This window comes from Pseudomonas sp. D3-10, assembly GCF_051132175.1.
GTDB lineage: Bacteria > Pseudomonadota > Gammaproteobacteria > Pseudomonadales > Pseudomonadaceae > Aquipseudomonas.
In genome coordinates, this window is record NZ_CP071668.1 from 2,285,814 (window position 1) to 2,304,592 (window position 18,779).

22 protein-coding genes and 1 tRNA gene are annotated in these 18,779 nt (G+C 59.3%); 7 read left to right on the plus strand and 16 right to left on the minus strand.

Annotation, left to right across the window (positions count from 1 at the left end):
• Positions 1 to 53: 53 nt before the first annotated feature.
• On the minus strand, positions 54 to 1,124 hold the full coding sequence (locus J3P90_RS10530) for a 3-deoxy-7-phosphoheptulonate synthase (RefSeq protein ID WP_434606426.1): 1,071 nt from the start codon (positions 1,122 to 1,124) through the stop codon (positions 54 to 56).
• Between the two features lie 570 nt (positions 1,125 to 1,694).
• Between J3P90_RS10530 and J3P90_RS10535 the strand changes: the two genes are divergently transcribed.
• The 7 genes from J3P90_RS10535 (at position 1,695) to J3P90_RS10565 (ending at position 6,138) form a co-directional block, all read left to right on the plus strand.
• The gene (locus J3P90_RS10535) at positions 1,695 to 1,847 is read left to right on the plus strand and encodes a hypothetical protein (protein WP_434606423.1); all 153 of its coding nucleotides are present in this window, start codon (positions 1,695 to 1,697) and stop codon (positions 1,845 to 1,847) included.
• A 10-nt stretch (positions 1,848 to 1,857) separates the two neighbouring features.
• Positions 1,858 to 2,286 (plus strand): GNAT family N-acetyltransferase, encoded by a 429-nt coding sequence (locus J3P90_RS10540; protein WP_434559475.1) that lies wholly within the window; start codon positions 1,858 to 1,860, stop codon positions 2,284 to 2,286.
• Between the two features lie 129 nt (positions 2,287 to 2,415).
• On the plus strand, positions 2,416 to 3,057 hold the full coding sequence (gene gacA / locus J3P90_RS10545) for a response regulator transcription factor GacA (RefSeq protein ID WP_003200277.1): 642 nt from the start codon (positions 2,416 to 2,418) through the stop codon (positions 3,055 to 3,057).
• A 2-nt stretch (positions 3,058 to 3,059) separates the two neighbouring features.
• Complete coding sequence (gene uvrC, locus J3P90_RS10550) at positions 3,060 to 4,883, plus strand: excinuclease ABC subunit UvrC (protein WP_420763562.1); 1,824 nt, start codon at positions 3,060 to 3,062, stop codon at positions 4,881 to 4,883.
• Positions 4,884 to 4,915: 32 nt separating this feature from the next.
• The gene (gene pgsA / locus J3P90_RS10555) at positions 4,916 to 5,476 is read left to right on the plus strand and encodes a CDP-diacylglycerol--glycerol-3-phosphate 3-phosphatidyltransferase (RefSeq protein WP_030141409.1); all 561 of its coding nucleotides are present in this window, start codon (positions 4,916 to 4,918) and stop codon (positions 5,474 to 5,476) included.
• Between the two features lie 62 nt (positions 5,477 to 5,538).
• Positions 5,539 to 5,614: transfer RNA gene (locus J3P90_RS10560), tRNA-Gly, on the plus strand.
• Between the two features lie 224 nt (positions 5,615 to 5,838).
• The gene (locus J3P90_RS10565) at positions 5,839 to 6,138 is read left to right on the plus strand and encodes an Arm DNA-binding domain-containing protein (protein ID WP_434627645.1); all 300 of its coding nucleotides are present in this window, start codon (positions 5,839 to 5,841) and stop codon (positions 6,136 to 6,138) included.
• A 208-nt stretch (positions 6,139 to 6,346) separates the two neighbouring features.
• Here J3P90_RS10565 and J3P90_RS10570 read toward each other — a convergent pair whose 3' ends face one another.
• The 15 genes from J3P90_RS10570 to J3P90_RS10640 all read right to left on the minus strand — a co-directional run bounded on the left by J3P90_RS10570 (position 6,347) and on the right by J3P90_RS10640 (position 18,710).
• Positions 6,347 to 6,703 carry a type II toxin-antitoxin system RelE/ParE family toxin gene (locus J3P90_RS10570; protein WP_434676288.1) on the minus strand — a complete coding sequence of 119 codons (357 nt, stop codon included), beginning with the start codon at positions 6,701 to 6,703 and terminating at the stop codon, positions 6,347 to 6,349.
• A gap of 2 nt (positions 6,704 to 6,705) precedes the next feature.
• A complete protein-coding gene (locus tag J3P90_RS10575; RefSeq protein WP_434627639.1) occupies positions 6,706 to 6,996 on the minus strand; it encodes a type II toxin-antitoxin system ParD family antitoxin in 291 nt (96 codons plus the stop codon).
• A gap of 398 nt (positions 6,997 to 7,394) precedes the next feature.
• Positions 7,395 to 8,264 carry a DUF6282 family protein gene (locus tag J3P90_RS10580; RefSeq protein ID WP_434676289.1) on the minus strand — a complete coding sequence of 290 codons (870 nt, stop codon included), beginning with the start codon at positions 8,262 to 8,264 and terminating at the stop codon, positions 7,395 to 7,397.
• Positions 8,261 to 9,037: an alpha/beta fold hydrolase gene (locus J3P90_RS10585; RefSeq protein WP_434676290.1), complete on the minus strand. Its 777-nt coding sequence runs from the start codon at positions 9,035 to 9,037 to the stop codon at positions 8,261 to 8,263. The genes J3P90_RS10580 and J3P90_RS10585 overlap by 4 nt, the downstream gene beginning before the upstream one ends.
• Before the next feature lie 18 nt (positions 9,038 to 9,055).
• Positions 9,056 to 10,045: an NAD(P)H-dependent flavin oxidoreductase gene (locus J3P90_RS10590; protein WP_434676291.1), complete on the minus strand. Its 990-nt coding sequence runs from the start codon at positions 10,043 to 10,045 to the stop codon at positions 9,056 to 9,058.
• 62 nt (positions 10,046 to 10,107) lie between these two features.
• Positions 10,108 to 10,476: an antibiotic biosynthesis monooxygenase family protein gene (locus tag J3P90_RS10595; protein ID WP_434676292.1), complete on the minus strand. Its 369-nt coding sequence runs from the start codon at positions 10,474 to 10,476 to the stop codon at positions 10,108 to 10,110.
• A gap of 28 nt (positions 10,477 to 10,504) precedes the next feature.
• Positions 10,505 to 11,065, minus strand: coding sequence for a flavin reductase family protein (locus J3P90_RS10600; RefSeq protein WP_434676293.1), 561 nt, complete (start codon positions 11,063 to 11,065; stop codon positions 10,505 to 10,507).
• Positions 11,062 to 12,231, minus strand: a complete 1,170-nt coding sequence (locus J3P90_RS10605; RefSeq protein ID WP_434676294.1) for an LLM class flavin-dependent oxidoreductase — start codon at positions 12,229 to 12,231, stop codon at positions 11,062 to 11,064. Before J3P90_RS10605 ends, J3P90_RS10600 begins: the two co-directional genes overlap by 4 nt.
• Before the next feature lie 40 nt (positions 12,232 to 12,271).
• A complete protein-coding gene (locus tag J3P90_RS10610; protein WP_434676295.1) occupies positions 12,272 to 12,979 on the minus strand; it encodes an RraA family protein in 708 nt (235 codons plus the stop codon).
• Positions 12,976 to 14,166: an isocitrate/isopropylmalate dehydrogenase family protein gene (locus J3P90_RS10615; RefSeq protein ID WP_434676296.1), complete on the minus strand. Its 1,191-nt coding sequence runs from the start codon at positions 14,164 to 14,166 to the stop codon at positions 12,976 to 12,978. Before J3P90_RS10615 ends, J3P90_RS10610 begins: the two co-directional genes overlap by 4 nt.
• Positions 14,166 to 14,702 carry a 4-hydroxy-2-oxovalerate aldolase gene (locus J3P90_RS10620; protein WP_434676297.1) on the minus strand — a complete coding sequence of 179 codons (537 nt, stop codon included), beginning with the start codon at positions 14,700 to 14,702 and terminating at the stop codon, positions 14,166 to 14,168. Before J3P90_RS10620 ends, J3P90_RS10615 begins: the two co-directional genes overlap by 1 nt.
• Positions 14,675 to 15,187 (minus strand): hypothetical protein, encoded by a 513-nt coding sequence (locus J3P90_RS10625; protein ID WP_434676298.1) that lies wholly within the window; start codon positions 15,185 to 15,187, stop codon positions 14,675 to 14,677. Before J3P90_RS10625 ends, J3P90_RS10620 begins: the two co-directional genes overlap by 28 nt.
• A gap of 323 nt (positions 15,188 to 15,510) precedes the next feature.
• Positions 15,511 to 16,431 carry a LysR family transcriptional regulator gene (locus J3P90_RS10630; protein WP_434676299.1) on the minus strand — a complete coding sequence of 307 codons (921 nt, stop codon included), beginning with the start codon at positions 16,429 to 16,431 and terminating at the stop codon, positions 15,511 to 15,513.
• A 90-nt stretch (positions 16,432 to 16,521) separates the two neighbouring features.
• A complete protein-coding gene (locus J3P90_RS10635; protein ID WP_434676300.1) occupies positions 16,522 to 17,712 on the minus strand; it encodes an MFS transporter in 1,191 nt (396 codons plus the stop codon).
• Positions 17,709 to 18,710: a zinc-dependent alcohol dehydrogenase family protein gene (locus J3P90_RS10640; RefSeq protein WP_434676301.1), complete on the minus strand. Its 1,002-nt coding sequence runs from the start codon at positions 18,708 to 18,710 to the stop codon at positions 17,709 to 17,711. Before J3P90_RS10640 ends, J3P90_RS10635 begins: the two co-directional genes overlap by 4 nt.
• Between the last annotated feature and the right edge of the window lie 69 nt (positions 18,711 to 18,779).

The window sequence follows — 18,779 nt, forward strand, 5'->3', positions numbered from 1 at the left end:
AAACCGTGGCGAGGGAGCCAGCTCCCGCGCCACGGCATGAACGGGTCCGAAACTCAGACGCCCAATCGCAACCTGCGATGAGCCTGGCGCAGCAACTGCTCGGTGGACTCCCAGCCAAGGCATCCATCGGTCACCGACACGCCGTAGCGCATCGCCGGCCCCAACGGTTGGCAGCCTTCGAAGAGGTGGCTTTCGAGCATCATGCCGATCAGGGCCTTGTTGCCTTGCAAGCGCTGTTGCAGCACGTCCTCGAACACTTGGGGCTGGCGCAGCGGATCCTTGCCACTGTTGGCGTGGCTGCAATCGACCAGAATGTGGGCCGGGATGTTGAGGCGGGCGAGGTCGGCGTGAATCTGCGCCACGCTTTGGCGATCGTAGTTCGGGCCGCGGTGGCCGCCGCGCAGGACCAGGTGCGTATCAGGGTTGCCTTGGGTCTGGATGATCGCCGGATGCCCTTGGCTGTCGACGCCGAAATGTCGATGGGGGTGCGCCGCGGAGCGCATGGCGTCACAGGCGATGCCAACCCCGCCGTCGGTGCCGTTCTTGAAACCGACCGGCATGCCCAGACCGCTGGCCATTTCCCGGTGAATCTGCGATTCAGTGGTGCGCGCACCAATGGCGACCCAGCTAAGCAGGTCGTCGAAGTAACCGGCGGCCATCGGCTGCAACAGCTCGGTGGCCACGGGCAGGCCGAGTCGGAGCATCTCACGCATCAACTCCCGTGACAGCTCGAGGCCGGTGGCCATGTCGTCGCTGCCATCGAGATGGGGGTCGTAGGCCAGGCCTTTCCAGCCCACGGTGGTGCGGGGCTTTTCCACGTAGGCGCGCATCACCAACAGCATGCTGTCGCTGACTTCCCGGGCAAGGCGAGCCAGGTTGGCGGCGTATTCGAGCGCGGATTTCGGGTCGTGGATGGAGCATGGGCCAACGATGACCAGCAGGCGGGAATCTTCGCCGTCGAGGATGGCGCGGATGGCCTGGCGATGGGCGCCAACTTGTTGGCTCAATATGCTGTCTAGCGGCAGTTGTTGCTTGAGTTGCAACGCGCTTGGCAGGCGCAGGGTCAGGGTTTCATTGGCAGGGCTGAGCGTGGACAGCGGCAAAGCGGAGACGGACGAATTCATGATCTGGCTTCCTGGGCGAGCAGCGGGTTCGTTCCCGCGCCGGCCCTAGTTGGGTGTTCGACAATTGGCCGTAATGGCCCGCAACGTTGGCATGCCACCGATAGGTGACCGATCGGAGGCGGCAGGCTGTCCCGAGCGGTGGCTGGTAAATCGCCAGGCGGAAAAACTGTCGTAACGGTAATAAGTGGCGTAGTTCATGGTTCGATCCTCAACTGGTGTGATGCTGCGTATGTCTGGGGCCTGAAAAACAAAACCCCCGGTCGGGAGGCCGACCGGGGGTTTGGAAAACTCTGGAAGGCGACCCGTTTAAAATGGGCGCCGGTTGGGTATCAGGCGCGCCAGTGGCTAAACCAATACCCAAAATAAAAGCTTACCGAAGTTGGCACGTCGTTCGCCCAGGCAGCCACAACCGAGCGCGAGGCACTGGTAGGTTGAAGCGGTGAAAGGGCGCTGGACATGGTGTGTCTCCGATGAATGATCTGGAGCTTACAAGAGCGCGGGGCGGCCGTTCAATAAGAAAATGCTATGGCCTTTTAATAACAACCCCATCGCTTGAATCCGACGGGCTTTATGACAAACTCCAGCGTTGTGCCAATTTCAATCACCGAAGTCGACAATGACCCGGATGGCACGCTAATGGCAGCGGCCCCAGGCGTGGAAGAGCTGTTGGTCATCGCTCGCCGCGACGACGGTCGTTGGGCGGGTGAGCCCGTGGCATTGTGACGAGGTTTCAATGAGTTTTGTATGGCGCCCGGCTGAAGTCGGTGACGTTGAATTCGCACGTCAATTGACTTGCAGCAATATGCTTCCCTATTACCTTCGCCATGATTTGCTGTGGCAGGACGAAGCGTTCGATCTGGCCTGGGTCATCCGCCAGAACTGGATTCTTCAGCGCAATGAACAGGCGCTGGGTTTCGTCAGTCTCAGTCGTGATGCTCGCGCCTTGTACATTCGGGAGTTGCAGATCGATGAGGCGTTTCGTCGGCAGGGTGCCGGAACCTGGGCGATCGGACAGGTCTGGACGATGGTGGCAAATGAGCATCGACCGGCGTTGCGGCTCACCGTTTTCAAGGACAACCCGGCCCGCGCGCTCTATGAACGCATGGGGCTGCGGGTGGTCGGTGAGGATGAGTGTTTCCTGAGGATGCAGCGAGACGCCTAGGCTTGAGGCGTCGAATATTGGATCTGAAGACTTGTTGTAACTTTTATCTGCCCGTTTGCGCTAGGTCTGCCGAGTGCTTTTTGCTAAGGTGTGGGCAACCCATACAAGACCAAATCGTGAGGTGTCTGCTTGATTAGGGTGTTAGTGGTCGACGACCATGATCTCGTCCGTACGGGCATAACACGAATGCTGGCTGACATCGATGGCCTGCAGGTGGTTGGCCAGGCCGAATCCGGGGAAGAATCCCTGATCAAGGCGCGTGAATTGAAACCCGACGTGGTGCTGATGGACGTCAAGATGCCGGGCATCGGTGGTCTTGAAGCCACGCGAAAACTGTTGCGTAGCCATCCGGACATCAAGGTCGTCGCGGTGACCGTCTGTGAAGAAGACCCGTTTCCCACCCGGCTGCTTCAAGCTGGGGCGGCGGGCTATCTCACCAAGGGCGCTGGCTTGAACGAGATGGTCCAGGCCATCCGCCTGGTATTTGCCGGACAACGCTACATCAGCCCGCAAATCGCCCAGCAATTGGCGATCAAGTCTTTCCAGCCGACCAACGATTCGCCCTTCGATGCGCTGTCCGAGCGAGAGATCCAGATTGCGCTGATGATCGTCGGCTGCCAGAAGGTCCAGATTATTTCCGACAAATTGTGCCTGTCGCCCAAAACCGTCAATACCTACCGTTACCGTATCTTCGAAAAGCTTTCGATCAGCAGTGACGTCGAGTTGACGCTGCTGGCGGTGCGTCATGGCATGGTCGACGCCAGCGCCTGATAATGACCGAACAGTTTGATCCAAGTGCTTTCCTGTCCACGTGCAGCGGCCGCCCCGGCGTGTACCGCATGTTCGACAGCGACGCGCGCCTGCTTTATGTCGGTAAGGCCAAAAACCTCAAGAAGCGCCTGGCCAGCTACTTCCGCAAGACTGGCCTGGCACCGAAGACGGCCGCGCTGGTGGGTCGCATCGCGCAGATCGAAACCACCATCACCGCCAATGAAACCGAGGCGTTGCTGCTTGAGCAGACGCTGATCAAAGAATGGCGGCCGCCGTACAACATTCTGCTGCGCGACGACAAATCCTATCCGTACGTGTTTCTGTCCGACGGGGCGTTTCCGCGCCTGAGCATTCATCGCGGAGCCAAGAAGGCCAAGGGCCGATATTTCGGTCCTTACCCCAGTGCCGGGGCGATCCGTGAAAGCCTGAGCCTGTTGCAGAAAACCTTTTTCGTACGCCAATGCGAAGACAGCTACTACAAGAACCGCACCCGGCCCTGCCTGCAACACCAGATCAAACGCTGCAAGGCGCCCTGTGTCGGCCTGGTGGAGCCCGAGGTCTACGCCGAAGACGTGCGTCACTCGGTCATGTTCCTGGAGGGGCGTAGCAATGCGCTGACCGATGAGCTGTCGGCCGCCATGGAAGAGGCCTCGATCAATCTCGAATTCGAACGCGCCGCTGAGCTTCGCGACCAGATCGGGCTGCTGCGCCGGGTTCAGGACCAGCAAAGCATGGAAGGCGGCAGCGGCGACGTCGATATCGTGGCCGCGTTCATCAACCCGGGCGGCGCCTGTGTGCACTTGATCAACGTGCGGGGCGGCCGGGTTTTGGGCAGCAAGAACTTCTTCCCCCAGGTAGGGATCGAGGAAGACGTCTCCGAAGTCATGGCCGCTTTCCTGGGTCAGTACTACATCAGCAGTCCGGAACGCGACTTGCCCAGCGAGTTGATCGTCAACGTGGTTCATGAGGACTTTCCGGCCTTGATCGAAGCCATCGAAAAGCTTCGCGGTCGCGAACTGACCATCAGCCACCGTGTGCGTGGCACCCGTGCGCGCTGGCAGCAACTGGCCGTGACCAACGCCGAACAGGCCCTTGGCGCACGCTTGGCCAACCGCCAGCACGTCGCGGCGCGGTTCGATGCCCTGGCCGATGTCCTCCACCTGGACGAGCCGCCGCAACGGCTGGAGTGTTATGACATCAGCCACTCCAGCGGCGAGGCAACGGTAGCCTCCTGCGTGGTTTTCGGCCCGGAAGGTCCGATCAAGTCCGATTACCGTCGCTACAACATCGAAGGCGTTACCCCTGGCGATGACTATGCCGCCATGCACCAGGCATTGATGCGGCGTTTCAGCAAGATAAAGGACGGGGAGGGCAAGTTGCCGGACATCCTTCTGGTAGACGGCGGCAAGGGCCAGTTGTCCATGGCCCGGGACGTCCTCAACGAGCTGGCCGTTCCTGACCTGATCCTGCTCGGCGTGGCCAAAGGCGCGACGCGAAAGGCCGGTTTCGAGACGTTGTACCTGAACGACGCGGCCCACGAGTTCACGTTGAAAGGGGATTCGCCGGCGCTGCACCTGATCCAGCAGATCCGCGACGAAGCCCACCGTTTCGCTATCACCGGCCATCGTGCCCGCCGAGGCAAGACCCGCCGCACCTCCACGCTGGAAGGCGTGGCAGGGGTCGGGCCGACGCGCCGGCGCGATCTATTGAAACATTTTGGTGGATTGCAGGAACTGTCTCGTGCCAGCATCGAGGAGATAGCCAAAGCACCCGGTATCAGTAAAAAGCTCGCAGAGTCGATTTATGCAAACCTGCATAGCGAGTAGAATGCCCGTCAACCTCGTAGCCAGTTGTGCCGATGAATATCCCAAACCTGATTACCGTTCTACGCGTCCTGCTCATCCCGATCTTCATATTGCTGTTCTATTTGCCGTACCACTGGAGCTACGTGGCCTCCGCCTCGGTCTTTGCCTTCGCAGCCGCGACGGACTGGCTCGACGGCTACCTGGCTCGCCGCCTGGAGCAGAGCACGCCGTTCGGCGCGTTCCTCGACCCAGTGGCCGACAAACTGATGGTCGCGGTGGCCCTGGTGCTGCTGGTGCAGGAACACGGCAACCTCTGGCTGACCCTGCCGGCGGCGGTGATCATCGGGCGAGAAATTGTCGTCTCGGCGCTGCGTGAGTGGATGGCCGAGCTGGGCGCCCGCGCCCAGGTAGCCGTGTCGAACCTCGGAAAATGGAAAACCGCCGCGCAGATGCTGGCCCTGGTGATTCTGCTGGCCAACCCCTCGGATTTCAGTTTTTGGGTGCTGTTGGGTTATGCCTTGCTGCTGGTGTCCGCTGGGCTGACGCTATGGTCGATGGTCCAATACCTGCGCGCCGCCTGGCCGCACCTGCGGACTGACGTTGATCCGAAATAAACTTTTTTGAATCAAAGGGTTGACGGCGTGTTTGGATTCTATAGAATGCGCCACACCAAGACGCGGGAATAGCTCAGTTGGTAGAGCACGACCTTGCCAAGGTCGGGGTCGCGAGTTCGAGTCTCGTTTCCCGCTCCAATTATTTTTCTATAGACTTCCATTGAAGTATGTAGAAACCAAAAAAAGAGATTTAGGTCTCTTTTTTCGTTCCAGTAAAATCCATTCTGATACATCAATATCCACGATTTTTTAGTACATTTTTTAGTACATCAATTCGGCATTTGATAAATCGCTTTTTCGTGGTACTCACCTCACTGGAAACCGTACAAATCTCTCTGTTCAAACGAGACGGAGATTGTAAGATGGCTCTCACCGCCACTGCAGTCCGGCATGCCAAACCCCGTGCAAAGGACTACACCCTCCCTGACTACAACGGCCTTGCCCTTTTCGTAAATACCAAAGGCGCCAAGTGCTGGCACTTCCGCTTTTCCTGGGCGGATAAGCAACCCCGTATTTCGCTCGGTACCTATCCTGAAGTCAGCTTGCGAAATGCTCGGGCGCTGCGTGATGTTGCGCGGGCACAGGTCGCCAGGGGCATTGATCCGCGTGTCCATCGGCAGTTGGAGCGTAATGCCAGGCGCCTGGCCACGGAGAACGCCTAAGAAACGGTTGTTCAGCATTGAAAGTGGTACACAAAGTTGAACATCGTGTTTGTGGTCGTGGGTCTCGACAGGCCGGTCGGGCCCAGAACCTCCCACTTCAATTGGCCGCCGAATCGGCTGACAGCGAGGGCGCTCAGGTTGAGGTGTAGAGAGCGACGCCTTACCTTCGTCGTTTATGGTCAGTTAAACCGTTGGGCCAGATCGGTGATCAGTCGTTGGGCAGGTGCAACTGGACCTCCATGGCGTCATGAAGGAGTCGGACGACCTCGATCACGTCGTCGTTTCCCACACGATAGAACACGATATGGCGTGGGCTTTTGACCGTCCCATGGGGGTGTTTGGCCTGCTGGCGTGAATAGATGAGGTGATAGCTGCGAAGGCCCGGTGCAAGCTCATCGCGGTCGTGGCTGCCAATGCGATAAGGCGTGTCGGCAATCGCTTGCAGCGCCGCGAGGATCAGTGCCTGGTAGCGCTGGCGTGCTTGATCGCCGAACTGCATCCGGGAGAGTTTGAGGATGTCGATAATGTCGGCGCGCGCCGCGTTGGAAATCCGATATTGCGGCACGCTCAGTGTTTCTCGCGTGCGGGGAGGGTGACCTCCTGGCTCAAGCCCTCGAGGTAGTGCTCCAGATCCCCTTCGTTCAACTGAGTGAAGCGCCCGTGCTCAAGGTCCATGATGCCGATCGAGGTCGCCTGACGCAGGGCCTCAATTTTGGCGGTGTCTTCGGCGACGCGCTGCTCCAATAGCCGTAAGCCTTCTCGCATCACTTCGCTGGCATTCTGATAACGGCCGGACTGCACCAGGTCCTGGATAACCTGTTCCTGGTGAGGGGTGAGCACAACATTTCGCGTCGCCATTATTAGCTCCAACTCTGGATAAACAGATTCTTTAGATCATTGGCATATTATGCCATTTTGCCCGGGAGGACATAGCTTAAGAGCTGTATCTGACGAACTGTGTCGTACGGGGTCATCCTTCGTGCCGGACAGCGCGTGAAAGCTTTGGCCGCAATAGCGCCACGCCCGAACCTCAGTGCGCAGCCTTGCAATCCGAAACAGGATTATTGTTGTTTAAACGCGACATCATGGAAGCCCATATTCGCGACCCTTCTAGGTGTAAACTTTATTCAGGACGGGACAGTGCACAGAAAAAAAAGCGGACCCTTTAGCTGAAGGCACTCAGCACTTGCATAGAGCGTGCTCTAACAAATATTGATTCCGTAAGACCGCTCGGAACAAGTCCCGACCCATTCGCATTACGGTTCGAGTCGCAACAGTTCCAGCGCATTCCGCTGGATGACCTGTTGCGCTCGCTGGCTGCTTAATCCCATCCGTTCAAACCACAGCAAACTGTCTACTTGCCATTGTTCGATATCAGGCTGAGAGGTCTGGCCCAGGTCGGAACTATAGAGCGCCCTGGGCACGTCGCGCAGGACCTGGGTGAAGTCGTCCCAGGGTTGGTAGCCGAGCAGGTAGGTCAGGGCGGTTTGCTCGGTATAGACCATGGGCGCTTGAGCCAATTCCAGCAGGGCACTGGCATCCAATCCGGTCAAAGGGTTGGCCGGCTGGTTGAGCATCAGTCGGGGTACATCAAGCCGCACTGCCGCGTCTATCAACAGACGCACTTCCTGAGCGTCGGCATGACCGGTGGAGATGACGATCGGGTAGTCCCGAGCCATCCGCAGCACGTCCAGGGTTTGCTCGTTCAGTTTCCCTTCATGGCTGACGGTCAGTGGCCGGATGGGGTATTTATCCAAGATCCAATGACCGCTGTTGCGCTTGAGTCGGGACTGGTGGGAGCGGCCTGTGACGGTGGGAAGGTGCACGATCAGCCGGGCTTCGCTGTCCCCGTGGTGGCACAGCGAACGCTGCACGACCCTGAAATCGATACCGCCGGCAATTTCATTGAGAACCACCGAGCCGGAGACGGGAAGCCCTTCCTGTCGGGCCTCCCAGGCTTGTGAGGCGCTGCAGCCCAGGTGATTTTTCAACACCACCCAGCCATTCAACGAACGGTAGCGCCGTCCCGTCTCCATCACCCCATGACGCCGCAGGTAGGCGTCGGGACCGGCGTGATAATGCACATCGATGAAGTCAGCTTCGAGTAAACGCCGCGGGTGGTTCATGCGGCGACCTCCAGATTGATGCCCAAATGTTCGCGCACGGTGCGTATCACCAATGCCGGCGCATCGAGCAATGGGCGCATGCCGCCGTCGGGGATAGGTAGCCGGTAATGGCGGGCCTGCTCGTTGACATGCACGTTGATACCACGCACCAGCTGCGACTGTTCGCCATAGACCGTCAATAACGCACCGGGAAAACTGTGGCTGGCCTGTCGCAGGTCGAGGCGATTGAGCAGCCGGAAACCCAAGTGCAGGCGCCTGGCCTGGAGTGCGGCACTGGCCTGGTCGATGTCGATGGGCCCGCTGGGGCGTATCCGGGTCGCCGGTTGTACGAGTTGATCGAGTAGTTGGAGCGCCTGCTCGAGATCACCGAGCAGGGCCAGATCAGCCATTTTCCCCAGCCGACCGTCCAGAATTCCGTCTGCCAGGGCAGGGGACGACAGCAGCAGCACTTTGCTGATGTGCGGGGCGAGGCGGGTGCCGAGTAGCGCCTGGACGACCGCGCCTCCCAGTGCCGAGCCTACCAACAGATCGATCTGGCCCAGCGCCGACAACACGTGCTGCCAGCGCTGCGAAAAATCTTCAAGCGATTCGTTCTCGTCGGCCAGCAGCGACAGCGTGTCGAATAGGACTACTCGGTAACCCGCTTTTACCAGAGGGGCAATCATGGGCTGGAAGAAGAGCCCTTCATCCCAAACGGGCATGACCGGCGACATGACCACCGCCAGTTGATTGCCGTTACCCCATTGGCTGCTGACTGCATTGGATGTTTTCATAATCCTTCTCCCGGATGATCAGGCGATTTTGTCGAGCGCCAACAGTTGTTGGCTGTTGCGCAAGATGCGCGTGGTTTCGCTCAACAGGTCGTGGACGATCTGGCGTGCCGGCTTGATGTCGCCAACCAGATCCAGAACCTCACCTGCCCAGATCGCCCGGTTGTCGAGATCGTCAGCGAGGACCGCCTTGGCGTAGTCCTGGCGGATCGAATCCGGCGCTTCCCGAAGTGCCTCGTCGCGGCCCAGCCACGCGTGCGAAAAGCGGTTGGCGATGGCTCGGCCGCTGTAATGTTCAGGCCATTCGATGCCGCGCACCAGATCGAAAATCCGCGTGCGCACCGTGTCCGATGTGCTGGACTCGATCAGGCGTTTCTTGAATGCGGTCGAGGGCAGGGCCTCTTCGGACGCAAGGAAGCGTGTGCCCAGCATGACCCCGTCGGCACCCAACATCAGCGCTGCCGCCACGCCCCGCCCATCTGCGATGCCTCCGGCAGCAATCAGCGGGATCTTGTCGCCGACCAAATCCTGCACGGCGGGCAATAGCGGCATCAGGCCGCGGCGTAAGCTGTGACCGCCGGCCTCGGCACCTTGGACGATCAAGGCATCGGCCCCGGCATCCAGGGCCGCACTGGCCTGGTCAAGTTCATGGATTTGGACGATGGCTTTCGCGCCGGCCCGATGGATGATCGGTACGAATGCCGCAGGATCGCCAAATGACAAGGCGACGGCGTTGGGTCCGTATTCCAATGCCAGGTCCAGCAGCGCCATGTTCCGGGCCACGGTGAACATCACCAGGCCGACGCCCCATGGCTGCTTCAATTCCCGCATGGGCGCCAGCTCGGTGCGCATCCACTGCTCGTCGCCATAACTGGCGCCGACCAGACCGAGCCCACCGGCCTTGGAGACCGCAGTGGCCAGTTTCGCCCCCGAAGCCCCTCCCATGGGTGCGAGGACGATGGGATGGGAGATATTGAAGCGTTGTGTAAGGCGCGTGTTGAGGTCAGCCATATCGATACTCCTGTTCTCGTGCGGGCAGGCCGGTCCGGGCCTGCCCGTTTCGGCTTTTCGATTCACTCGGTGATAAGTGCCGCGGTCAGCGCCTGGGGGATGAAATCGCTGACCTGGTATAGGTGAAACTCCCAGGTCCCGGTGTCCTTGAGGCCTGAATAACGGGACATGAATGACTCGTCCTCAAACAACGAGTCGAAGGCATCCTTGCTTGTCCATTGCGCCTGGTTGATGACCGTCTTCCCATCAAGGCTTTTGTACAGTCGACTCCATTGGAAGGCCGGGTAGGTTTGCGCCACGTACTGGACGGTGTCGCGCAGGACGGCGAGAGCGGCCCCTTGCTGGCCTGGGTTCACATGGACGACGTTCACCAGAAAAATCGCTTGGTCTTCGCCCGGTTGTGGTGCCTGGAACTGTTCGATCTGAGTCATGAATCATTCTCCTGAAGATTGGGTAAGGTCATTGCGCCAGCCGGGCGGATATCGCCGGACTGCCGTTTTCCCAAAGCAGTGGTTGGATAGGTTCGGCGAACTGGACTGCGTCGACGCGGCCGATGATCACATCATGGGTGCCGTAGCTGAGGCGCTTGTCCAAGGTGCAGATAAGGCTCGATTGCGCGTCCGCCAGGCAGGGCAGGCCTTGGATGTCTTCCCATTGCCCGTGGGCAAAACGTCCGGGGCCTTTGACCTGGCCGGCGAACACCGGCACCAGGGCGCTATGGGCCGCGCTCAGCAGGTTGACGCTAAAGCGTCCAGCCAGCATGAGTGGGCTGTGGAGGCTGGCCGAGCGGTTGACGCAAATCAGTAGCGCGGGGGGCGTGGTGCTTACTGAGATCACCGCCGTGGCGACCATACCTACCGGGTCATTGCCGTCGCGGCTGGCAATGATTGCCACGCTGGACGTCAGCCTGCGCATGGCGTTCTTGAACTGATCCGCCAATTCGTCAGTGTCGACATCGGTGGCGATGGGCAAGACCGTGACGTTGCCCGAAGCATTGCGGGCCTGGGAGAATCTGCTCATGCCACGGCCTCCATGATCCTGCCAGGTTTGTGCGGCGCACGTTGGCCGGCTTGCTCCATCAAGGGCAACACTTCCTTGACGAAGCGCTTGAGCCCGCTCTGGTAGTCCAGCCAAGTCAGGTTGATGCCGTCCACGCCCAGGTCGGACCAGCGCTGCATCTGGTCCACGATCATCTCGGAGGTGCCCACCAACGGCACGCCAGCGAACCCCGCCTTGAAATGAAAGCGGAAACGCTCGGCATCGGCGGCGTCCTTGAACATGCCGCTTTGCACACCGATCTCGCGGGTCACGTTATCCAGCGCGGCGTCGTCGCCATGCTGGGTCACGTAGTAGTCGAGCTGCTGGTGCGCCTGATCCAGCGTGTCTTCGTGAACGACGTAGGCGTACACCCAGATTTGCAGTTCCTTGCCATGCTCCAGGCGCGCCAGGTCGCGGTAGGCCTTGATCTGCGCGCGGATGGTGTCGTCGTCATCTTCGTGCTTGAGGATCAGGAACGCCGCATCGCAATGCTTGGCACAGAATTGGCGGCCCCTTGGAGAACCACCGGCGTTCATCAGGAACGGCCGGTTGATCGGCTTGGGTTCGGCGTAGCCTTGCTTCACATTGAAGAACTCGCCCTCATAGTCGAAGTACCCGTTGGCCTCCCACGCTTTTCTAGCGATCTCTATCCACTCATCGGCATGGTCGTAGCGTTTGTCGTGGTCACGCTGGTGACCATTGAACATGCCCATTTCCTGGCCGAACCAACCGCAGATCATGTTCAACCCGAAACGGCCACCGCTGATGTGATCGATGGTCGCCGCCTGCTTGGCGGCAAACAAAGGGTGGACCGTGGACAGGTGGGATGTGGTGAACAACGCGATCTGCTCGGTGACCGATGCCAGACCGGCGGCCCAGGTATAGGTTTCGTAGGAAACGCCCATCGGGTTGCTGGCGCCTTCCCAGCCGCGCCAACGGCCGACGGGCAGCAAAAGCTCCAGGCCGGCGCGATCGGCCAGGGTGGCGATTGCCAGGTTGCTTTGCCAATCGGCCGCCCGGTGGCGCTCCGGGGCGCTAGTCAGCGTGCAGCCGCCTTCAATGTTGAAACCGAACACGCCGAGTTTGATTTTGTTCTGGCTGTCGCGCACCGGATTAGGCTTGCGAGTGGACACGTTTGCAGTGGTCATGTGGTCAATACTCTTTCAAATGAACGGAATAAGTCGCAACTCAGACGTTGGCCTGCTTTTCCCTGGATGACAGCCAGGGCTGGTCGTAACGGTGCAGGGCGCGGGCCTGTTCCAGGGTGTAGCCCTCGCTCACGCTCTGGATGATCTCCTTCTCGGTTTGTTCGACGGCCTGGGCGCGTTGGATGACTTGTTCAGCCTTGTCGGCAGGTATTGCCAGACAGCCGCTGCTGTCACAGATCACCAGATCACCCGGATTGACCGTTACCCCGGATATCTGCACGGGCACCTGGGTTGCCTTGAGCTGCACTCGGTTTTTCGCCGACTGCATGAAGCGGGCGCGACTGAACAGCGGGTAGTTCAGACGCTGGACCGTATCGATATCCCGTGCGGCACCATCGATCAGCGTGCCGCGAATGCCTTTGCTTATCGCGACGTGGGTCAGGATATCGCCCCAGGTTGTGCAGTCGGTGCGCCCAGGGTTGCTGGAAACGATGACCGCGTCGGAGGGCACCTCATCGATGTAGTTGGCGGCGGTCCGGAAGCCGCTTCGTTCTTGCACGGGCTCGTACAACACCGTGTAGGCGAAACCCACGCAGCGGGTTCCCGGTACCTGCTGGTTGAGACCTGCCAAGCCGCCGGCCAGCCCCAGGCTGTCCAGTGCATCGGACAGGCTGGCGGTGTCGAGAGCCTCGCAAGCTTTGAGCAGCGCATCGTTGTTCTGTACGGAGGGGGAGAGGATCGCGTTCATGCGTGGGCTCCTTTTTTCAGGGCATGCTTGTCCTGGTTGCCGGTCTGCCGGGGGGGCGCCCCATCAAGCCGCTCCGCCCATTCGAGGGTTTGCTTGACGATGGCTGCTGCCATTTCGAAGGTATTGGCCGTTCCGCCCAGGTCGTAGGTGCGACAATCACTGCGCGCCACCTGGGAGACGGCGTTGCGAGTGGCCTGGGCGGCGTGCTCATGTCCGAGGTGCTCGAGCATCAGCGCGACCGACAGGAACATTGCGCTCGGGTTGGCCCGATGCTGGCCCGCGTAGGCGGGCGCGCTGCCATGTACGGGTTCGAAGTAGGCACCCTGGGCTCCGATGTTTGCGCTGGGCGCCAGGCCCAGTCCACCCATGACCCCGGCCCCGAGGTCGGAAAGAATGTCGCCGAACATATTTTCCGCCACGATCACCCCGAAGCGCTCGGGTCGTCGGACCATCCACAACGCAACGGCGTCGACGTTATCGATGTTGCATTGGATGTCGGGAAAATCCGCGGCAACCGATTCCAGGATCTCTCGGGCAAACGCGCCGCTGTACCGCAGGACGTTGGGTTTATCCGCCAGCGTGACGCGGTCATAGCCTTGCTGCCGCGCGTGCTCGAAGGCAAAGCGGAACAGCCGCAATAGCCCTGCGCGAGTTTGCAGGCGCACGGTCATCGTGGCGTCGGCGCAGCTCTCTCGTGTCCATGGCGCTCCATTGCGTTCGCGCTCAGCCAGGATCGGCTCGAAGGCTTGCGGAATGCTGGCAAAATCCAGCCCTGCATAGAGGCCCTCGGTATTCTCTCGAATCACCGAAAATCGATAACGGTTGTTGCCCAGCACATCGGTAACAGGCCGCCCGTTGGCAAACAGCCCGAGTTTTTGGCGAAGCTGGATAACCGGTGATACATAGACTCGTCCGGTTCCCCTGAGTGTCGATGAAAGTTCTGCCTCTGCCTCGCGAAGAGGCTTGCTGGTAATCGCTCCCAACAACGTTGCATTACTTTGATTGATCAGTTCCCAGGTTTTGTCTGGAATACAATTTCCCTCGTTCTGCCAGCAGCTCCAGCCGATATTTCCAAACTTCAGGTCGATGGGTAATTCAAGAGCATCGAATAAAGGCAGTGCCGCTTCAGTGACTTCGACGCCAATGCCATCACCTGCCAATACACATACCTGTTGGCGCTGGCTCATTAGCGAATACCCCCACTTGCAAGCGCGGGCGACGGTGTTGTCGACAACGGCTTGATGGACTTTTCCGGTTTCCGGTTGCCTTGTTCATGCAATATCTGCAAGGCATGGAAAGTTGAAGCGGGGCTGTGTACCTTTATCACTTCCTCCAAGCGTTGCTGAACGTCGAATGGCATGTTGTAGGTGCCCATCATGACATCCGTCAGCGACAGCGGAAGGCTGCTGGCTGGCACAGTGTCGGCGGTGAGCTGGGATAAATGCAGGGCACTCACCAGGTCGTAGTCGTTGCGTATGCCCGCGCGGTGCAGGTAGGCGACAAATACACCCAGGTGCAGGTTGCCAGCCCCTTTGCCCATGCCGCAAATGGACGCATCGATGTATTCGGCCCCGGCATCCATGGCGGCGATGGAATTGGAAAGCGCCAGGGAAAGATTGTTGTGGGCATGAAAGCCCAGGGGAATCAGGACACGACTGGAAATCCGCGTGATCAACCGGTCGACATCGGTCGGGATCATGTTGCCGTTGGAGTCCGCGAACACCAGCAATCAGCCCCGGCGTTCTCCGCGCGCAGGCTCATGTCGGAGATTTCCCCAGGCCCCAGGGTCGTGACGTGGGTGATATTGGCGCTCACCTGGAAGCCATGAGCCTTGGCCAGTCGCACGGTAGCCAACCCGTCTTCCAGGCGGTCGCGGCGTAGGCAAACCCTAATCATGGACACGCCATGTTCCTGAAGCAGCTGGAAATCACTGGCATCGACATTGTGCGGATGCACCATGACACACAAGTCGATCCGACCCGCTGCAGCGGTATGGAGCGCGCTCAGGTATCGGGCATCGACAGCGCTGGTCAGTCCATGCTCATCTTTACGTACGAACGAACCGTTGCGGTACCCGATTTCGCAATAAGGAATGCCGGCATCGATCATTTGGGAAATTGCAGACTGGGCGTAATCAACAGTGAAGTTGAAATCATTACGGTACCCACCGTCTCGCAGCGTGACATCGATAATCTTTATCTGGCTCATGAATACAGTCGCTTTTATCATGTTTCGAAGGCACGCAAGTGTGCCGCTTTTACTTCGAATAAGCAGAGGCAACCAGGAGTTACAATGTCTTGCGCAGCCGATTACGTATAACGATATGCCAGCAGAGGCAGCGTTATTTGTCGTAAGGGCAGGGGGATTTATTATTATAGGAGTGACGCGGGTGCGGCTTTGTTTGAGGTCATGGCTTCAAGCGAAATTTGTTTGCCTGGCCTGATTCGATACTGGACAATCTCCCACAGGTTGTAAACAGGTTGTTTTTAACAGTGACTGTTAAAAAATTCCCAGTCGGGCCGAATCCTTGATTAACGATGTTGCCGGGCAAAACAATGAATGACGAAGTCCATCATTGCGCGTATTCCAGGAGCAGTTCGCATGTCACGATGGACCACCAGCCAGAGCTCAGCATGCAAGGGCTGCTCTTCGATCGGGACCCTTTGCAAATCGCCTGGGGCATCGGCCATGAAGACCGGCAGCAACGCGATACCAGCCCCCGCTCTGGCCGCTTCGGCCTGCACGTCGAAGGATTTGACCCTTAACACCACGGGCCGTTGGCCTGCGGCATTCTCCAGCCAGATGCGCTGAGGGGAGGGTTCCTGCTCATCATCATGGGCAATAAATTCATAGTCTGAGGCGGCGCGGCCCTGGAGGTAGGATTGTGCGGCGAAGAAGCCAAAGTCCAGCGTGCCAATCTTGCGCACGACCAGATCCGTCTCGGTCGGGCGCCCAACGCTGATGGCGATATCCGCTTCGCGCCTGGCCATGGAAGCCACGCGCGGGTTGGACAGGATCCGCACGCTGACGTCGGGGCATTGTTCCCTTAACCGACCCAGATGGGGCGCAATGAAATGCGTCGTCAAGTGCGGAGGCGAGCTAAGGGTGATATCTGCGACCTTGTCGGTTCGGATCGCGCAGACCGCGCGACTCAGGGCACAAGCGGTTTCCTGCATGCGGTTGCCCAGCTGGGCGATTCGTTCGCCGTTTTCGGTCAACTCGTACCGGTGACTTCGTCGGTCCACCAGGCGCACTTTCAGTGCGGTTTCCAGGGCTGCTATCCGCCGTGAGACGGTAGCGTGCTCGACGTTCAACGATCGCGCTGCGGCGGCCAGGGACCGTATCCGCGCGAAGGCGATGAAGTACCGAAGGTTCTCCCAATCGAACTGGGTGCTGTCTACAGGGAAATCGACGGCCTGTGACGCTGAGAATGAGGTGCTGCTAACATCCATATCGTGACTCCATCCGAGTGGTTCTGACCGATAAAAACTCCGCTGAGTTCGAGAAAGGCCGTGGCTTGCCACGGTCTCCGATGAATGACTTTAGTGCAAAACCGCTTGGGTTTCCGTTGCAAGACCTGGCTGTCGCGCCCCGTACACGAGTACCTTGGTCGCGATCGTCGCGGCTGCAAGCGCGCAGAAAACCAAGCCGCTTACGATGGTGCCTTCCATTCCCATGCGGGCCAGGAACCAGCCACCGGCAGTCGCACCGAGCGTCACGCCCAGATTGATGAACGAGATGTAAAGACCCGTAACGAACTCAGGCGCCTCCGGGGCTTCGGAGGTCAGCCAGACCTGGGTCACGATCAGGCCACTGGTGTGGGTGGCTCCCCACAGCACGACGATCAGAATCATCGGCAAGACGTCCGCACTGGCAAAGAAATGCAGGATCAGATACGACGCCCCCAGCATGATCGGATGCATCAGCGTGGTAACCACTTTATTTCTGGATAACAGACGGCCTGCCAGCAGATTACCGGCCACACCGCCCACGCCGAACAGAATCAACATGGCACTGATCACTTCACCGCTCATTCCGGCTTCCCGAGACAGATACTCGGCGCTGTAGGAATACACCGAAAACATTGCTCCGAAGATCAGTGTCGAGGCCAGGATATTGAGCCACAACGTCGGTTTGCGCAGGATAGCCAACTGTTCCCCATAAGGCGTCCGCTGCCCGGCAAAGGTATCGGGTAACCGGGCGATGATGCCCAGCCCGGCGATCACGTTGACTGCGGTGCAGAACAGGAAGGCCGCTTCGTAGGAAAAACGTGCAGCGATCCAGGTAGTGATAGGCACGCCGAGCACCATGCCCATGCTGGTGCCGACAAACGCCTTGGCCGTCGCCTGAGTCGCCTGTTCCTTGGGATATAGAGAGACCACCGCGACAAACGCCAGCGAGAAATACACCGGATGAAAGAACGCCGGAATGATCCGCAGGATCGCGAGCGTTCCATAATTGGGCGCATAGGCCGACAAAGCGCTTGCACCGGCGAAAATAAACAGCGACAGGGTCAGGATCCGCTTGCGGTTGTAACGCGAAAACCACAACACCATGAAGGGACCGAACACCGCGATGATCAGGGCAAACAGTCCCACCAGATAACCCGCCTCGGAGGCGCTGACGCTGTAGCGTTCGATGATCACCGGCAAGATACCGACCACGCCGAATTCGATGGTGTAGACACCGAACAAACCCAGGGCAATGAAGAACAACGGGTTGAACATTTTCATGGCCGGTCCTCCAGCGTCACGATGACTTTGCCGAACTGCTCGCCGGCTTCCAGGTAGCGATGGGCCTCGACGATTTCATCGAAGGCAAAGGTCTTGGCGATCACAGGGGACAGGCTGCCATCGACCAGGCCGCTGGAGACGAACGCCTTGCCTTTGGCGAACTGGGCGGGGTCGTTGATGATTTCGTGTAGCAGATAGCCCCGCAGCGTGAGGCTTTTACCCAATACGGTGAACAGCGGAAAAGGCGAGGGTTCGCTGCTCAGGGCACCGTATTCGATGATGATGCCGCCGCGACGGGTGGCGTCCGTCAACTGCTCGATAGCCGGGCCGCCGACAGGATCGAAGACAACCCGCACGCCATTGCCAGCGGTGATGTGCTCGACGCGCGCTACCAGGTCTTCTTGGTCGCTGACGATCACATGGACTGCACCGGCCGCCAGCAGTTTGCGCACCTTTTCTTCACCACGGGTCACTGCGATAGGAATCGCCCCTAATCGGTTGGCGATCTGGATGGCGGCCAGGCCTACGCTGCTCGAAGCCGCGGTGATGAGTACGTAGTCACCCGCGACCAGCCCGGCCACGGGCAGCAACGCGCCCCAGGCTGTGAGGTATTGCATCCAGATACCAGCGGCTTGTTCCATGCTGAGGTTGTCCGGATGACGGACCAGCATCGCCGCCGGCACTACCGCCTGCTCGGCGTAGGTTCCCCATTGGGCGATGCTCGAAGGTGGGACCAGGCTGACCGGATCACCTATTTCGAAGCCGTCTACGGCGTCGCCCACGGCTTCGACGAAACCGGCTGCTTCATAACCCAGTCGGCTGGGAAACGTCGCCTGTTCAAGGTACTGGCCGCGCCTGAACATCGATTCGGCGCGGTTGAGACCGATGGCTTTCACGCGGATGCGGACCTCATCGGGGCCGGGCTGGGCGACCAGCAAGTCCTCTATCCGTAGAACGTCTGGGTCACCATACTCATAAAATCGAACGACACGTGTCATGGCATTTCTCGCAAGGATTAGGAACGTTTGCAGTCTAGAGGCGCGTTCAATGCAGAAAAATGCGCTGGA

What these genes read in the sequence shown, in the direction of transcription:
- J3P90_RS10530 (WP_434606426.1), bottom strand. Translation starts at nt 1,124, where the DNA reads ATGAATTCGTCCGTCTCCGCTTTGCCGCTGTCCACGCTCAGCCCTGCC.
- J3P90_RS10535 (WP_434606423.1), top strand. Translation starts at nt 1,695, where the DNA reads ATGACAAACTCCAGCGTTGTGCCAATTTCAATCACCGAAGTCGACAAT.
- J3P90_RS10540 (WP_434559475.1), top strand. Translation starts at nt 1,858, where the DNA reads ATGAGTTTTGTATGGCGCCCGGCTGAAGTCGGTGACGTTGAATTCGCA.
- uvrC (WP_420763562.1), top strand. Translation starts at nt 3,060, where the DNA reads ATGACCGAACAGTTTGATCCAAGTGCTTTCCTGTCCACGTGCAGCGGC.
- pgsA (WP_030141409.1), top strand. Translation starts at nt 4,916, where the DNA reads ATGAATATCCCAAACCTGATTACCGTTCTACGCGTCCTGCTCATCCCG.
- J3P90_RS10565 (WP_434627645.1), top strand. Translation starts at nt 5,839, where the DNA reads ATGGCTCTCACCGCCACTGCAGTCCGGCATGCCAAACCCCGTGCAAAG.
- J3P90_RS10575 (WP_434627639.1), bottom strand. Translation starts at nt 6,996, where the DNA reads ATGGCGACGCGAAATGTTGTGCTCACCCCTCACCAGGAACAGGTTATC.
- J3P90_RS10580 (WP_434676289.1), bottom strand. Translation starts at nt 8,264, where the DNA reads ATGAACCACCCGCGGCGTTTACTCGAAGCTGACTTCATCGATGTGCAT.
- J3P90_RS10585 (WP_434676290.1), bottom strand. Translation starts at nt 9,037, where the DNA reads ATGAAAACATCCAATGCAGTCAGCAGCCAATGGGGTAACGGCAATCAA.
- J3P90_RS10590 (WP_434676291.1), bottom strand. Translation starts at nt 10,045, where the DNA reads ATGGCTGACCTCAACACGCGCCTTACACAACGCTTCAATATCTCCCAT.
- J3P90_RS10595 (WP_434676292.1), bottom strand. Translation starts at nt 10,476, where the DNA reads ATGACTCAGATCGAACAGTTCCAGGCACCACAACCGGGCGAAGACCAA.
- J3P90_RS10600 (WP_434676293.1), bottom strand. Translation starts at nt 11,065, where the DNA reads ATGAGCAGATTCTCCCAGGCCCGCAATGCTTCGGGCAACGTCACGGTC.
- J3P90_RS10605 (WP_434676294.1), bottom strand. Translation starts at nt 12,231, where the DNA reads ATGACCACTGCAAACGTGTCCACTCGCAAGCCTAATCCGGTGCGCGAC.
- J3P90_RS10610 (WP_434676295.1), bottom strand. Translation starts at nt 12,979, where the DNA reads ATGAACGCGATCCTCTCCCCCTCCGTACAGAACAACGATGCGCTGCTC.
- J3P90_RS10615 (WP_434676296.1), bottom strand. Translation starts at nt 14,166, where the DNA reads ATGAGCCAGCGCCAACAGGTATGTGTATTGGCAGGTGATGGCATTGGC.
- J3P90_RS10625 (WP_434676298.1), bottom strand. Translation starts at nt 15,187, where the DNA reads ATGAGCCAGATAAAGATTATCGATGTCACGCTGCGAGACGGTGGGTAC.
- J3P90_RS10630 (WP_434676299.1), bottom strand. Translation starts at nt 16,431, where the DNA reads ATGGATGTTAGCAGCACCTCATTCTCAGCGTCACAGGCCGTCGATTTC.
- J3P90_RS10635 (WP_434676300.1), bottom strand. Translation starts at nt 17,712, where the DNA reads ATGAAAATGTTCAACCCGTTGTTCTTCATTGCCCTGGGTTTGTTCGGT.
- J3P90_RS10640 (WP_434676301.1), bottom strand. Translation starts at nt 18,710, where the DNA reads ATGACACGTGTCGTTCGATTTTATGAGTATGGTGACCCAGACGTTCTA.